At 58.0% G+C, this 14099-nt stretch carries 10 protein-coding genes and 4 pseudogenes; 8 read left to right on the top strand and 6 right to left on the bottom strand.

The window, feature by feature from the left end:
* The first annotated feature begins 16 nt into the window (after nt 1-16).
* On the top strand, nt 17-5236 hold the full coding sequence (locus ACM6IK_RS12540) for a beta strand repeat-containing protein (RefSeq protein ID WP_414874582.1): 5220 nt from the start codon (nt 17-19) through the stop codon (nt 5234-5236).
* 149 nt (nt 5237-5385) lie between these two features.
* On the opposite strand, the gene ACM6IK_RS12535 is transcribed toward ACM6IK_RS12540, so the two are convergent.
* Nucleotides 5386-6291 (bottom strand): LysR family transcriptional regulator, encoded by a 906-nt coding sequence (locus ACM6IK_RS12535; RefSeq protein WP_414874581.1) that lies wholly within the window; start codon nt 6289-6291, stop codon nt 5386-5388.
* Nucleotides 6292-6419: 128 nt separating this feature from the next.
* On the opposite strand from ACM6IK_RS12535, the gene ACM6IK_RS12530 reads away from it, so the two are divergent.
* The 7 genes and pseudogenes from ACM6IK_RS12530 to ACM6IK_RS12500 all read left to right on the top strand — a co-directional run bounded on the left by ACM6IK_RS12530 (nt 6420) and on the right by ACM6IK_RS12500 (nt 11716).
* Entirely contained in the window at nt 6420-7271 is an 852-nt protein-coding gene (locus ACM6IK_RS12530) for a transporter substrate-binding domain-containing protein (RefSeq protein WP_414874580.1), read from the top strand.
* 15 nt (nt 7272-7286) lie between these two features.
* Nucleotides 7287-7967 (top strand): amino acid ABC transporter permease, encoded by a 681-nt coding sequence (locus ACM6IK_RS12525; RefSeq protein WP_414874579.1) that lies wholly within the window; start codon nt 7287-7289, stop codon nt 7965-7967.
* A complete protein-coding gene (locus tag ACM6IK_RS12520) occupies nt 7957-8619 on the top strand; it encodes an amino acid ABC transporter permease (RefSeq protein ID WP_414874578.1) in 663 nt (220 codons plus the stop codon). Before ACM6IK_RS12525 ends, ACM6IK_RS12520 begins: the two co-directional genes overlap by 11 nt.
* Before the next feature lie 26 nt (nt 8620-8645).
* Nucleotides 8646-9608 (top strand): agmatinase, encoded by a 963-nt coding sequence (locus ACM6IK_RS12515; RefSeq protein ID WP_414874577.1) that lies wholly within the window; start codon nt 8646-8648, stop codon nt 9606-9608.
* Between the two features lie 68 nt (nt 9609-9676).
* On the top strand, nt 9677-10396 hold the full coding sequence (locus tag ACM6IK_RS12510; RefSeq protein WP_414874628.1) for an amino acid ABC transporter ATP-binding protein: 720 nt from the start codon (nt 9677-9679) through the stop codon (nt 10394-10396).
* Nucleotides 10397-10593: 197 nt separating this feature from the next.
* Nucleotides 10594-10701, top strand: a pseudogene (locus ACM6IK_RS12505) (SAM-dependent methyltransferase); the annotation flags it as partial.
* Nucleotides 10702-10810: 109 nt separating this feature from the next.
* Nucleotides 10811-11716 carry a hypothetical protein gene (locus ACM6IK_RS12500; RefSeq protein ID WP_414874576.1) on the top strand — a complete coding sequence of 302 codons (906 nt, stop codon included), beginning with the start codon at nt 10811-10813 and terminating at the stop codon, nt 11714-11716.
* 169 nt (nt 11717-11885) lie between these two features.
* On the opposite strand, the gene gfa is transcribed toward ACM6IK_RS12500, so the two are convergent.
* The 5 genes and pseudogenes from gfa to ACM6IK_RS12475 form a co-directional block, all read right to left on the bottom strand.
* Entirely contained in the window at nt 11886-12464 is a 579-nt protein-coding gene (gene gfa, locus ACM6IK_RS12495; RefSeq protein WP_414874575.1) for an S-(hydroxymethyl)glutathione synthase, read from the bottom strand.
* A 328-nt stretch (nt 12465-12792) separates the two neighbouring features.
* Nucleotides 12793-12870 (bottom strand): annotated as a pseudogene (locus tag ACM6IK_RS12490) (integrase); the annotation flags it as partial.
* 115 nt (nt 12871-12985) lie between these two features.
* Nucleotides 12986-13525 (bottom strand): hypothetical protein, encoded by a 540-nt coding sequence (locus ACM6IK_RS12485; protein ID WP_414874574.1) that lies wholly within the window; start codon nt 13523-13525, stop codon nt 12986-12988.
* A 188-nt stretch (nt 13526-13713) separates the two neighbouring features.
* A pseudogene (locus ACM6IK_RS12480) lies at nt 13714-14009 on the bottom strand (transposase); the annotation flags it as partial.
* A pseudogene (locus ACM6IK_RS12475) lies at nt 14008-14091 on the bottom strand (diaminopimelate epimerase); the annotation flags it as partial. The pseudogenes ACM6IK_RS12480 and ACM6IK_RS12475, both read right to left, overlap by 2 nt.
* Between the last annotated feature and the right edge of the window lie 8 nt (nt 14092-14099).

The raw sequence follows: 14099 nt of genomic DNA, 5'->3' as shown, positions 1-14099 counted from the left end.
TTCTTGGGAGAGAGACATGGCTAGCACTACAACTACAAGCGGCGGAACCGTTACCTCGTTTTCCAACACGCCGCAGGGGAAGGATGACATCTTCACCACCACTGAAAATCTGCTGGGGGTCGTGTATTGGGACGTCATGTCCAATGACCTCGGTGGCAACGCGAAGACACTCTGGTCACTCGACAACGCGGACAGTCTTTCTACTGTCACCAAGGTTTATGCTCCGGCCGACCTCCTGACCCAGGATACGGCGAGGGCTGAGGCGACGAGTGCTGACACCAGCGAGAACGGTGCAAAAATCTGGATCACCTCGGACGGCAAGGTCGGCTACGACGCCGCTACTTTTTCAGATGCTTTCAAGGCACAACTCCAGGCGCTGGCTACTGGCGAGCTCCTGACGGACAGCTTTACCTATGCGATTCGTCTCGGCAACGGAACGCTCAGTTGGGCCACTGCGACGGTACAGTTTTCGGGTGTGAATGATGGTATGACGATCTGCCTTGGCGCGCAGGCCGGCTCGGTGACCGAAGACGCCGACACCACGGCGAGCACGACCGACTCGCTGACGGCCAGCGGCACGATTGTCTTTAACGACGTCGACCTGAGTGACACGCACATGGCCTCGTTCGCGCCGGCGGGGGACAACGCTACTCATCTTGGTACGTTCGTGCTCTCGCCGGTAAGCGAAGCTGCGAACTCGGCCAACGGTTCGGTGCAATGGACGTACAACCTGAGCAATGCGGCGGCGCAGTACCTGGCCCAGGGACAGACAGTTACCGAAACTTACCTGGTCACCCTCAGCGATGGTCATGGTTCATCGGTAACGCAGAATGTGACCATCACTATCACCGGCACCAATGATATGCCGACGGTGACGGCGGCAGAAATCGAAAGCGGGGCGGTGACCGAAGACGGCACCACGGTGGCCAGCGGCAGCTTCGCCTTCGGCGACGTGGACCTGGCCGATGACGCCCATGTGGTCAGCGTGAGTGCGCCGTCTGGTGCGCTGGGTACGCTGGTGGCCAGTGTCAGCGACGAGAGCACCGGCGACGCGGTGGGCAGCGTGGGCTGGAGCTATACGCTGAACAACAGTGCGGCACAGTACCTGGCCGCGGGTCAGATCAAGACCGAAGTGTTCAAGGTGACGCTGACCGACGATTTCGGGGCGGCGGTGACCAAGGACGTGACGATTACCATCACCGGCAGCAACGACGCACCCGTGCTCAGCTTCGCGACGGGCAATGAGGCCGGCGCGGTGCGGGAAGACACCACGCTCAGCGTCAGCGGCCAGTTCAGCTCGGCCGACATCGATCACGACGCCACAGCGACCTGGAGCATTGCGGGTACGGATACGGGCACCTACGGTTCAATCGCGGTGGACACCACCGGCCAATGGACTTACACCCTGGCCAATGGCACCAATGGGGTCGCCAGTGCGGTGCAGGCGCTGAAGGCGGGCGAGAGTCACGATGACGTGTTCACGGTGCAGGTCAGCGACGGCCTGGGTGGCGTCGACACCCAGCTGGTGACCGTCACCGTCACCGGCAGCAACGACGCGCCCGTGCTCAGTTTCGTGACGGGCAATGAGGCCGGCGCGGTGCAGGAAGACACCACGCTCAGCGTCAGCGGCCAGCTCAGCTCGGCCGACATCGATCACGACGCCACAGCGACCTGGAGCATCAATGGCGCGTCAACAGGCACCTACGGTTCGATCGCGGTGGACACCACCGGCCAGTGGACCTACACGTTGGCCAATGGCACCGATGGGGTCGCCAGTGCGGTGCAGTCGCTGAAGGCGGGCGAGAGTCACAATGACGTGTTCACGGTGCAGGTCAGCGACGGCCTGGGTGGCGTCGACACCCAGCTGGTGACCGTCACCGTCACCGGCAGCAACGACGCCGCCGTGCTGTCCTCGGCCAGTGTTACGCTGAGCGAAACCAATGCTCCGCCGACCACCGCCGGCAGCCTGACCATCAGCGACGTCGACAGCCCGGAAAATTTCCAGGCGCAAACCAACACCGCCGGCAGCTACGGCCAGTTCTCCGTCGGCACCGGCGGTGCCTGGACCTACGTCGCCGACTCCGCCCACAACGAGTTCGCCGCCGGCACCACCTACACCGACACCTTCGCGGTGAGCAGTGCCGACGGCACCCTCACTTCGGTCGCCGTGCATATCCTCGGCAGCAACGATGCGGCCGTGCTGTCCTCGGCCAGCGCTACGCTGAGCGAAACCAATGCTGCGCTGACCACCGCTGGCACCCTGACCATCAGCGATATCGACAGCCCGGAAAGCTTCCAGGCGCAGTCCAACACCGCCGGCAACTACGGCCAGTTCTCCATCGGCACCGGCGGTGCCTGGACCTACGTCGCCAGTTCCGCCCACAACGAGTTCGCCGCCGGTACCACCTACACCGACACCTTCGCGGTGAGCAGCGCCGACGGCACCCTCACTTCGGTCGCCGTGCATATCGCCGGCAGCAACGATTCACCGACGATCACTTCCAACGGCGGCGGTGCAACGGCTTCGATCAACGTGGCGGAGAACACCACGGTGGTCACGACAGTGGTGGCGACCGATGCTGATCTGCCGGCACAAACGCTGAGCTACAACATCGTCGGCGGAGCGGATGCCGCGAAGTTCTCGATCGTTTCAGGCACAGGCGTGCTGAGCTTTATCTCTGCACCCAACTTTGAAGCACCGACTGATTCGGGAACGAACAACGGTTATGACGTGATTGTGCGGGCGTCGGACGGCACGCTGTTTGACGACCAGGCAATCGCGGTAACCGTGACGGGAGTCAACGACAACTCCCCAGTGATCACCTCCAACGGTGGTGGTGCGACGGCTTCGGTCAATGTGGCGGAGAACACCACGGCGGTTACGACGGTGGTGGCGACCGATGCCGATCTGCCGGCGCAAACGCTGAGCTACTCGCTTCTGAATACGGCCGGGACGGACTTCAGCAAGTTCTCGATCAGTTCGAGCGGGGTGCTGACGTTCAACTCAGCGCCCGATTACGAGAATGCCCAGGATGTCGGTGGTACTGACGGCGACAACGCCTACGTTGTGGGCGTTCAGGTGTCCGACGGCAATGGTGGAATCGACACGCAAACGATTACGGTGAACGTGCAGAACGTCGTTGAGACGCCAGTTGATACCGTGGCGCCAACGGTGATAGTGACAGGGACTGCCTTAGGGAGTTCGATGGATTCAACGTCGACGGTCACATTCCAGTTCAGTGAGACGGTGAGCGGTTTCAACCTGTCTGATGTAGCAGTGACGACAACGAGCGGAACGCCACGCGGAATCTTCAGTAACTTTACCCAGGTTGACGGCGATACCTACACGGCAACGCTGACCAGAACGCTGGGCGGTAGCATAAAAGTCGACGTTGCCGCGAACAGCTACACCGACCTGGCGGGTAATCCTGGTGCGGCCGGGAGCAGTGAAAACCTTCCGGCAGGCGTTGCCGGCGAACCCATCAATCTGGCCCTCAACGTTCCACTGGTCGATATTAGCGGCCCCGTGACGGTGACTATCAGCGGTGTTCCTTCGGGGTGGGTGTTCAATGCAGGAACCGACAACGGCGACGGCACCTGGACCGTGCAAACCAGCGATCCCGCCGCATTGACTGTGACAACTCCAAGCGACTTCGCCGGTGCGTTGGTGCTCGATGTCAACATGCACTGGAGCAACAGCGACGGCAGCCCAGCAAGCGCCTATGTGTTCAACAACGTCGAAGTCTATGCCCCGGGCACGCCGATCTTCGCCTTGTCCGCCGACGACAACCTGACCGGCTCGTCCGGTGCCGACACCTTCGTGTTCGCCCGGCCGATCGGCAACAACGTCATTTACAGCTTCGACGCGGCGACGGACAAGATCGACTTGATCGGCTTCACGGGCGTCAACGATTTTGCCGATGTGAGTATCGCCAACGACGCGAACGGCAATGCAGTGCTCAGCATCAGCGCCGACCAGACGATCACGGTCGATGGTGTGGATGCAGCGGCGTTGAGCGCAGCCAACCTGCAGTTCGATGTGAACCCGGTCACGACCAATACGGGCACCATCACCATTGCCGACGGCGCGATCATGCCGTTCGGTGGCAGCATCGACAACAGCGGTACCATAGCGCTCGGCTCCACCGGCAGCGGAACCGATCTCGAGATTCTGTTCCGTGGCGCGACGTTGATCGGTGGCGGGCAAGTGGTGCTGTCCGACAGCGCGCAGAACGTGATTTTTGGTGGCAGCGCGGACACAGTGCTCACCAACGCCGACAACACCATCTCGGGTGCCGGCCAGTTGGGAGCGGGGCAGATGATGCTGGTCAACTCGGGCCTGATCCTTGCCAGCGGCGTCAATGCGCTGGTGATCGATACCGGTAGCAGCACCGTCACCAACACTGGCGTGCTGCAAGCCACCGGCAGCGGCGGATTGGTGATTGAAAGTGGGCTCGTCAACAGCGGCAGCCTGTGGGCGAACGATGGCAATATCATCATCCACGCAGATGCCGAAGGTGCGGGAAACGCGACTATCAGCGGTTCGGCGATACTGCAATTCGCTGCTGCCTCCGATCAGCACGTGACGTTCGACAGCGGCGCGGCAGGCACGCTCAAGCTCGATGTGTCGACGGCGTTCAGCGGCAGCGTCAGCGGTTTTGCCGCAGGTGACACGTTGGACTTCGGCGATGTTGCGTTCGGCGCCAATACACAGATCACCTATGCCGCGAATGACACAGGCACCGGCGGGATGCTGAGTGTGAGCGACGGCACACATGTGACGCAGGTCGCGCTGAATGGCCAATACGCGGCGGCGGGTTTGCAGGCGAACGCCGAGGGCAGTGGCAGTGAGTTGGCCTACGATGCAGCGGCGGCAAACCACACGATGCTGGGCAGCCAGGCCAATGACATTCTGCTCGGCGGTGCGGGTGACGATCTGTTCTTTGGCGGGCTGGGCAACGACACGCTCAACGGCGGCCTCGGCAACGATACCTTCGCGTTTGCTGCCGCAGGCTTCGGCAACGACTCGATCCAGGGCTTCGACGTCAACCCGAGCGGAGGGCAGGACTTGCTCAATATCGCGGGGCTGGGGATCAGCAGCGAGACGTTCGCTACCAGCGTGAGCATTGCGGCTGACGGGGCAGACACGGTGATCGGGATCGGAGTGGACTCTATTCGCCTCGTCGGTGTTAACAGTGCAGGCATCGATCAGACGGACTTTATCCTGACGACGTGATGCTTTTGCTGCTGGCCGCACGTTGCTACGCGGTTGCAGTCCTCATCGCGGGTAAATCCGAGATGGGGACTGTGCGGGGTGTTTATCTCCTCACGCCTCCCGGGTATCTACGAAACCTGGGACGATTCATGCTGCTGGAACAATTTTTTCTATCTGGCGCTATTTCGATTCGAGAGGGAGGCGTCGCTTGCATGCAATTCCTCAAGGATCTCGAGAAAAAGCTCTGCGCTTCGTGACAATGGGCGAGAAGCCTCGGTTATTGCGCAGATGGTGTTATGGAACACGGGGCTGTCCGGTAACTCCCGCAAATCGAAGCGCGGGGCAATGAGTTCGACATAGTGCTCCGGTAGTAACCCGGCATAACCACCACCTTCAACGAGCATCGCGATCGCTTCCAGTCCCGCGGCTTCGGGCCCTCGTTCAAAACCATGTGTAGCCAGCGTTTCTTCGACGAAGGGATGCGGTCGATAAACCAGTTGAGGTCGGAGCTGCTTCTCGCCCGGCGCTTGATTAGCGACATAGACACGATGCTCTTCGACGAACAGCTTTTGGTAATGAAAGGCTCGCTCTTTTTTGTACATCCCACGAATGGCCACTTGCACCCGGCGTTCGCGCAGTGCCTGGTTCAAATTGGCAAAGGTCATCACGGCCACTTCTGCCTGAACGTTAGGTGCCCTGCGTCTCAGTTCTTTCAGCGCGTCGACCAGTCGGCAATTCGGATCGGCGAGCATATGCTCGACAGTTCCGATCGAGACGGTGCCGGATATCACGGCACGTACCGCATCAATTTCCGGCTTGATCCGTTCAAGGGAATTGAGTGCATTAGTGGTCAATTCCAGCGCCACTCTCCCGGCCGCGCTCAGCTTGAAACCTGCCGGACCTCGCTCGCACAGACGCACACCCAGGCGCTCCTCGACCTCCTTGATATGCCTGCTGATCGAGGCCTTGGTCATATTCAGCCGGCGTTCAGCCGCAGCAAATCCACCGGCTTCAGCGGCGGCACAGAAAATACGCAGAGAGCGTAAGTCACGCTCGGTAAGGTCGAATCGGTTCATGGATAAAAGGTATCAGATTCCAAGACCATATCGCTAATAAAGTGATTTTACTTGCGCTTTCGCACTGGCTAATTTGGTTCCAGCAACCTTCACAACTACAACACTCCAAGAAATGGGGGAACTGCATCATGACTACACACAGTCGCCGAAGCATCGTGAAAACCGTGCTCTTAACCTCGCTGGTTATCTGTACTTCCACCTTCGCATTAGCCCAGGCAAGCACGCTTGCCGACATCAAGCAGCGTGGCAAGCTGACTGTGGGTACCGAAGCCGCTTACGAACCTTATGAGTTCGTTGAAAACGGCAAGGTTGTGGGTTACGGCCACGATATTCTGGAACAAATGGCCGCAAAACTCGGCGTCGAGCTGGAGCAGTTGAACTTGCCGTTCAACGGCTTGCTTCCGGGTCTGATGAGCAACAAATTTGATTTCGTGGCCACTTCCGTCGGGATCACTCCTGAGCGTGCCAAGCGGTTCGCTTTCAGTCAGCCCATCGGTATCGTCCGCTCATTGTTCGTCGTCAAGGCGAACAACACCACCATCAGCAGGCCCGAGGATGTAGTAGGCAAAGTAGTCGGGACCCAGATGGGCTCTTCAGCCCAACAAGCACTGCAGGAATACGATCGAGAACTCAAAGCCAGCAAAGGGCAGGGCTACGCGGATCTCAAACTATTCCAGGGCTATCCCGACGTCGGCCTGGCGATTGCCAATGGCTCGATCGATGCAGGTGTTCTACCCAGCAACGTATTGGCCGTGCAAATGCGCCGTCAGCCGGACGTTTATAAAACGGTGGGCGAAGTCGGCGACTCCAAACTGTTGGCTTGGGTAGTCAATGCCAAGAATCCAGAAGTACGTACCTTTATCAACGAAACGCTTGATGAGATGCGTGCTACGGGCAAGTTGGCCGAATTGCAGAAGAAATGGTTCGGCGAAACGCTGACATTACCGACTTCAGGGTACCTCCCTGACGCGGCCCTCTAAGTGGAGGGCCAGGTAATGATGAGCTGGTTGAGTGCGCACACCGCGCTGGGTCCGTTTTTCGATGGGTTGCTACAAGGCGCGGCAACAACATTTATCGCAAGTAGTCTGGCTTTTCTCATCGGGCTCGGATTAGGCGTGCTTTTACTTCTCCTGAGAGTCGCGGCGGGGCCGATTGGCCGATACGCGGTGATGGTCTACGTCAGTGCCATCCGCGGGACACCATTGTTGATTCAATTGCTTATCGCGTATTTCGTTGTGCCGGGCCTGATCGGTATTTCGCTGACACCACTGGAGGCAGGGATCCTGGCCCTGTCTTTCAACACGGCGGCCTACATCAGTGAAATCTTGCGCGGTGCTTTGACTTCGATTCCTCGAGGCCAGGTGGCTGCAGCCCAGGCACTGGGGATGCGCGCTCATCAGAAGTGGCGTTACGTGCTGTTGCCACAGATGTTCCATCGCTCCATTCCTCCGCTGACCAACGAGTACACCGTACTGCTCAAAGCCTCATCACTGCTGTCGATCATTGCCGTCAGTGAGCTCGCTACCGTGGCTCGTAACGCGACGCTGCAAAGTGATCTGCCACTGCAAGTGTTCAGTGCAACAGCGGTCGTTTACTTCCTGATTCTGCTGTGCGCTTCGTCGATCTCGCGACTCATCGAGCGCCGCCTTGCCAAGGTGATGCCAAATGCCCATTGATCTTGAAGTGGTCAGTCACGTAATCCCCGCATTGCTGCAGGGACTGAAAATTACCGCGACGGTCAGTGCCATCGGTATTCCGTTGGGGATGTTGATCGGAACGCTGTTCGCTTACATGGCTGATGCCCAGCATTGGCTGCCAAGATTGTTTGCCCGTAGTTATGTCGAACTTGTACGAAACGTACCGTTCCTGATCGTGGTGTACCTGCTGTTTTTCGGCCTGCCGCAGCTGGGAGTGCAAGCCTCATCCTTTGCGATCGCCATTGGTGCCACGGCGTTTTATACGGCCGGTTATTTCAGCGAAATTCTGCGCGCCGCCTTGAAGAGCGTGCCGGCCGGGCAGGCGCGCGCAGCGCGGTCACTGGGGTTTTCCGTCTGGCAGGTTCAACGCTACATAGTCGTGCCACAAAGCTTTGGCTACCTGATCCCGCCGACTACCAGCCTGGTCATCATGATGTTCAAGGACACCGCGATCTTCTCGGTAACCAGTCTTCCCGAGCTCACCTATCAGAGCAATCTGATGACCGCTGACACCTTTGCTTACCTCGAAGTGCTCGGCACCGCTGCATTGCTCTATTGGTTGTCGAGCATGGTCCTCGATGCACTTGGCCAAGTTCTGGAAGCCCGTGCAAGACACTGGCGGCATCGCTAGAAAATCCCATCACTCAGGAGTTTTTTATGAAGAATCTGACCGTTGCTCCACGTACCAGCCATCAGACCCTGCTTTATTCAGAACTGATGACCGATCTGGAAAACCTTCAACAGGCCGATATTGCCGTGCTTGGCATGCCTTTCGGTTCGCCCTACGGCCCGCGCTCATACACCAACGACCAGACCAATGCGCCGCAAGCAATACGTCAGCTCACGGACCGCATGGTGCGTGATCCGCGGCATTACGATTTCGATATCGATGGCCCGCTGCTGCAAGGTCGTAGCGATATCCGATTCATCGACTGTGGTGATGTATTGCCCGATGTCGCCAAACCAGGTGAGCACTATGAACGTGCCGAGCAGGCCGTACGCCAGCTTCTCAAAGCCGGAGCACTGCCAGTCATTCTGGGTGGTGACCACGGAATTACCACCCCGGTTTTACGGGCCTACGACAGTCTGGACCCGATCACCATCATCCATATCGATGCGCACCTTGACTGGCGCGACGACGTAAACGGGATCCGGGAAGGGTTGTCCAGCCCGATACGTCGTGCCTCCGAAATGGCCCATGTCGGCCGGATCTTCCAGATCGGACTGCGCGCCCAAGGCAGCGCACGCCCCGAAGATCTCGAGGTCGCGCGCGAGTATGGTGCGCAGTTGATCAGTGCCTATGAATTGCATGAGATCGGCATGGACGCGGTGCTTTCGCGTATTCCCGATGGTGGAAACTACTACCTGACCATTGATGCCGACGGTCTCGACCCGACCATCATGCCTGCTGTCGATGGTCCGGCCCCGGGTGGCGTGACTTTTTTACAGGCACGCAAGCTCATTCACGGACTGGTGAAAAAAGGACGGGTAGTGGGTATGGATATCGTTGAAATCCAGCCGGGCAAAGACAACGCAAGCAATCTCACCTGCGTGACGGCGGGACGCTTGATTGTCAATCTGATCGGCGCCTCTATTCGCGCGGGGTATTTCGACAAATGATTCAGACTACAGCCGCGGTGTCATCGGTTTCACGCTTTGCTGCAGATGTTCAGCCCCACTGCATCAGAATGCGCGGAATCAATAAATGGTATGGAAACTTGCAAGTCCTCAAAGACTGCTCGACGCACGTCAGTAAAGGCGAAATTGTGGTGGTGTGCGGGCCGTCAGGTTCAGGCAAGTCGACATTGATCAAGACGGTCAACGGTCTGGAGTCTTTTCAGAAAGGCGAAATCCTGGTGAATGGGCTGTCGATCGGCAGTGCAAAAACCGACCTGCCAAAGTTGCGCCAGCAAGTGGGCATGGTGTTTCAGCATTTCGAACTGTTCCCCCATATGTCGATCATCGAGAACCTCACGTTGCCACAAACGAAGGTGCTCCATCGTCCGACAAACGATGCGAAAGCCAAAGGTCTGGCATTGCTTGAACGTGTGGGCCTCAGCGCACATGCCCACAAGTATCCGGCGCAGCTCTCAGGTGGTCAGCAGCAGCGTGTTGCCATCGCCCGGGCGTTATCGATGGATCCGGTCATCATGCTCTTCGATGAGCCAACCTCGGCGCTGGACCCAGAGATGATCAACGAGGTACTGGATGTGATGGTGTCGCTGGCCAAGGACGGCATGACGATGATGGTGGTCACCCATGAGATGGGCTTTGCTCGGCGCGTGGCAGATCGGGTGGTTTTCATGGAAGAGGGGATGATCATTGATGACACATCCTCTGACGCATTCTTTAACGGGACGTCTTCGGAGCGGGCAAAGCTTTTCCTGTCGAAAATACTGGGGCACTGAGTTCCACGTTGTATCCAGCGTTCAATACGGAGTCAGTCAATTAAAGCTCGGTCAGCAGGTATCGATTATGGTTTGCCCTGCTGACTGACGCATTTCGTATTAGGTCTGCTTCGCATCGCGTGACAATAGCTACAACCAACAGTTGAACGATCTGAATACGGATATCCACTTAAGATGGAAGTCTGTTGCATGGGTAGCTGGGGAAAATCCTTCAACGCGCTGACCCTCCACATTCTGAGGCGGCGGTTCAAAACTGTTACACGACACCGGATTCGGGGGACGCTACCCGTTTCTTCAGCTGCCTGTTGCTCACGTCCCCAGGGCCTGATCCGTGCTTTTTCGCCCCACCTGCCACTTTCGCCACAATCGGCGTGGAACTAAAGTCAGGGGCGCACCTTCAGGGGATTTCCAGTCATGTACAGCTCGCTTGCCATACCGAGCACCGCTCGCCAATTGCATGACCGGATCTATGCTGGCGAGATCATCCGCTTCACTAACCTGCAGCCCATGACGGCGCTGGTGGAATATACGCGTGCGTTCCTCGAAGACGCGCTGCATCCCTGGTCGCCGCAACAGATCCATCGCCATTTGAGCCACCCTGAGCAGATTGAGCGCTTTGCGAAAATCCAGAACGACTTCGCAGGCTCGGCTGAGGTCCAGCAGCGCTGGCAGGACGTCGTGCAAAGCCTTGGCATCGCCCCCGATACCCTGGCGTGCGATCGCCTGCATTTGCGTTTTCAGCCGCATTGCGAGCCAGGGCAGTCGACGCCGCGTGCCCGCACGACGGCCACCATCGCGTTTCACCGCGATACCTGGGGGTCGAATATCTATGCACAAACCAACTGGTGGGCGCCCATCTATCCCATCTCGGCAGGGCGTACCGTCGCCTTGTATCCAGGCCTCTGGCAGCGACCGCTGGGTAATTCGAGCGCAGATTTCGATATGCGCGCCATTTTGCAGCGATCCCATCGAGACGGCCGCAATGTCGTGGATGCCGACGAAGCCATTCCGCATCTGCTGGAAGCGATCAGCCCGCAGGAGGGGATTGCCGTCGATATCGCTCCGGGGAGCCTGATCGCCTTTTCCGGGGCTCATGCCCATGCCGGTGTCGGCAATAGCACTGGGCTGACACGCATCTCTTTCGAGACCCGATCAATACTGATCGCCGACCTGTTGGCCGGATTGGGAGCGCCCAATGTCGATGGTCACGCGCCGTGGAAGACTATTGGACTGTTTCGCCGAATGAACGATGCGCAACGCCTGAACGAGATCCTTGGCTGCGGCTTTATCGAGCCCTATCTGCGGCCAGCAGAGCCCTGACGCTGGCGGCGGTAGTCGCTTGGGGAAAGACCGGTGTGCTTGCGAAATACATGGGCGAAGTGAATGGAGTTGGAGTAGCCCCATGGCCCCCCGTTAATTATGTGGGGCGCACAACATCACAGGTGAACCGGAGCCGCGGTCCGGAAAAGAAACCGCGGCAACCGATCGATCAGGCGGCGGGGAGCAGGCCTTTCTGTTTGGCGACATGAGTCGCCAGTGCGTCCATCAATTCCGGGGACAGGCAGTCATAGGGTTCCAGGCCGATCGAGCGCAAGCGCTCGCGGATAGCCTTCATTTGCGCTGGCGGTGTGCCGGTTTCGATGATGGAGGACACGAACGCCGCGAATCCCGGCGCAGCCCATCCGCTCTGTGGCGAAAGCTCGGTGTGGACGAAGTCCAGGCCATAAAATGCATGGTCCTTGTTCTCGATGCGCCCAAAGAGATGGGCGTGACACTGCTTGCAGGCGTGGCGCTGGATGGTGGCGGATTCGTCGACAATCGCCAGTTTTTCGCCGTGGGCAATGACGCTGACCTTATTTCGAGGCACCACGGCGATGACGGCGAATATTGCATTTTTTGGTTTCCAGCATTTGCTGCAGCCGCACGCGTGGTTATACAGAGTTTGCGAGTCGATCTTGACCTCGACCTTGTCGGTCGCACACAGGCATTGCAGAGTGCCACCTGTGAAATTCGGGGCGGCGGGTTGGATACCATTGTCCAGTGCAGGGTGAAGTTGCAAGGTGCTCATGCTGGCGTCTCCGTTTCAGGGTGTCAGACAAAAGTGCCTGGGGCCGTGCCCCAGACCGGTAGTTCATCGGAACTCCATGACCGCGCGGATCGATTTGCCTTCATGCATCCGATCGAACCGCGGCGGATTGCGAAAAGGACACAGTGCATAAACGAGTGACCTCCTTCGGTGCGACCGATCGGTTACCCAGATCAAGAATAGTCTGCGATGACGTCTCGAGCGCGGCCAGGACCAGCGCACGGACGAGTGTGCCGTATTCAGATGGAATCCACACACGCCCAAGGGTTTTCAGGTCTGCTTCTGGCCGGACAGAGACGGTCAAGCATTAGATCAACGATGCATTGGTTCGCCGTAGCATGTGGGTGCCGTACATGGTTGGGTCAAGGTCAATGGCTGTCACCCACGCTTATGTTCTCCGTGGGTTATGTCCAGGACTCGTAGCGCTATCCGACCCACGGCGGTCATTCGCGCAATCGCTGGATCGGTGCATGTTTTCCTGCATCGTCAGGAGTGCCACGTACCTATCTCAGGGTGAATGCTGTTTTGAGCGGTATGGCAACGTTGCGCAAGTTGTCTTTAAGCGTGATATCTACCGTCCAGATACCTGTGGGATCGCCTGGTTCTCCGATGAAATTGATCACGGGGGCGGCGTGGTACAGGTGATTCGACTCCCCCTTGAGGTGTCCTTGAAAACAAACGATATCTCGCTGATTGATCGACTCAGTACCATCCGGCCTGATGACTTTCAGGTCGCACGTTATGTCTGCTTCGTGATTGGCGTTGAGCTTCGGGTTGGCAAAAAAAATCAGCGTAAAGATCCATTTACCTTGGGTAGCAACCTTTGCTTCGTTAAATACGGGAATGGTTTCGGGCGAAGTATCCCACTTTTTTTCCCAATCGGGATCGGAGGTGATTAATAGTGAGCCACCAAACTCGCCGACGGATCGCCTTGATTCAGTGTCTGGGTATGGATTGCCATTTGAATCCTTCCAGTAACCGGCATGCAGATTTGACCATGAAAGTGACATCGCGATGAAAAAGGTGAGCAGTCGACGGTTCATGGGCGACTCACTATAAGTGAACGATATAAGTTGCGTAATGTTTGCGCCATTTGTGACTGATGACGCGCCTTGTCCATGTGTAATGCCTTGTTCCGCTTGAGTGTAGCGGCAGAAAACGCAACACAGAGTCACGAGAACCAATGGCAGGTTTTTTGTGCTCGTAAGGCGTCTTGAGCAAGGTGCTCAGGCATGCCCTCGTATCCGCTACGCACTTGTACCGTCAGATGGAAGATCGAAGCTGCCCAGCCAATGTCTCGCGATGAGCCTGTTCCCCGCTACGTTTGAGCACTGCCAGGACGTTGTAGGCCAGGATCGCCGAGGCAAAACCCAGCAACGCCGCCCGCGGAGCACCAAGGCTTTCGATTTCACTGTCCAGCACCGATTCCAGGCGCTGGAACATCCCTTCGATACTCCAGCGACGACGGTATAACTCGGCGATTTTCCCGGCGCTGACGGTGTCGGGCAAGTTGCTCCAGAACCACATCACCCATGCTGCAAGCTGTTGGGCTACCCGCAAGTGGCAAACCTACAGTATCCATTTCCAGAGCCAGAGGAATAACCGACCAGTCTTCCG

The sequence above is a fragment of the Pseudomonas sp. IT-196MI5 genome (genome assembly GCF_949767415.1).
Taxonomy (GTDB): Bacteria; Pseudomonadota; Gammaproteobacteria; order Pseudomonadales; family Pseudomonadaceae; genus Aquipseudomonas.
This window is presented reverse-complemented; position numbering and strand designations above follow the sequence as displayed.

Bases quoted from the DNA above. Each gene is read 5' to 3' on its own strand.
- ACM6IK_RS12540 (WP_414874582.1), top strand. From the start codon at position 17: ATGGCTAGCACTACAACTACAAGCGGCGGAACCGTTACCTCGTTTTCC.
- ACM6IK_RS12535 (WP_414874581.1), bottom strand. From the start codon at position 6,291: ATGAACCGATTCGACCTTACCGAGCGTGACTTACGCTCTCTGCGTATT.
- ACM6IK_RS12530 (WP_414874580.1), top strand. From the start codon at position 6,420: ATGACTACACACAGTCGCCGAAGCATCGTGAAAACCGTGCTCTTAACC.
- ACM6IK_RS12525 (WP_414874579.1), top strand. From the start codon at position 7,287: ATGATGAGCTGGTTGAGTGCGCACACCGCGCTGGGTCCGTTTTTCGAT.
- ACM6IK_RS12520 (WP_414874578.1), top strand. From the start codon at position 7,957: ATGCCCATTGATCTTGAAGTGGTCAGTCACGTAATCCCCGCATTGCTG.
- ACM6IK_RS12515 (WP_414874577.1), top strand. From the start codon at position 8,646: ATGAAGAATCTGACCGTTGCTCCACGTACCAGCCATCAGACCCTGCTT.
- ACM6IK_RS12510 (WP_414874628.1), top strand. From the start codon at position 9,677: ATGCGCGGAATCAATAAATGGTATGGAAACTTGCAAGTCCTCAAAGAC.
- ACM6IK_RS12500 (WP_414874576.1), top strand. From the start codon at position 10,811: ATGTACAGCTCGCTTGCCATACCGAGCACCGCTCGCCAATTGCATGAC.
- gfa (WP_414874575.1), bottom strand. From the start codon at position 12,464: ATGAGCACCTTGCAACTTCACCCTGCACTGGACAATGGTATCCAACCC.
- ACM6IK_RS12485 (WP_414874574.1), bottom strand. From the start codon at position 13,525: ATGAACCGTCGACTGCTCACCTTTTTCATCGCGATGTCACTTTCATGG.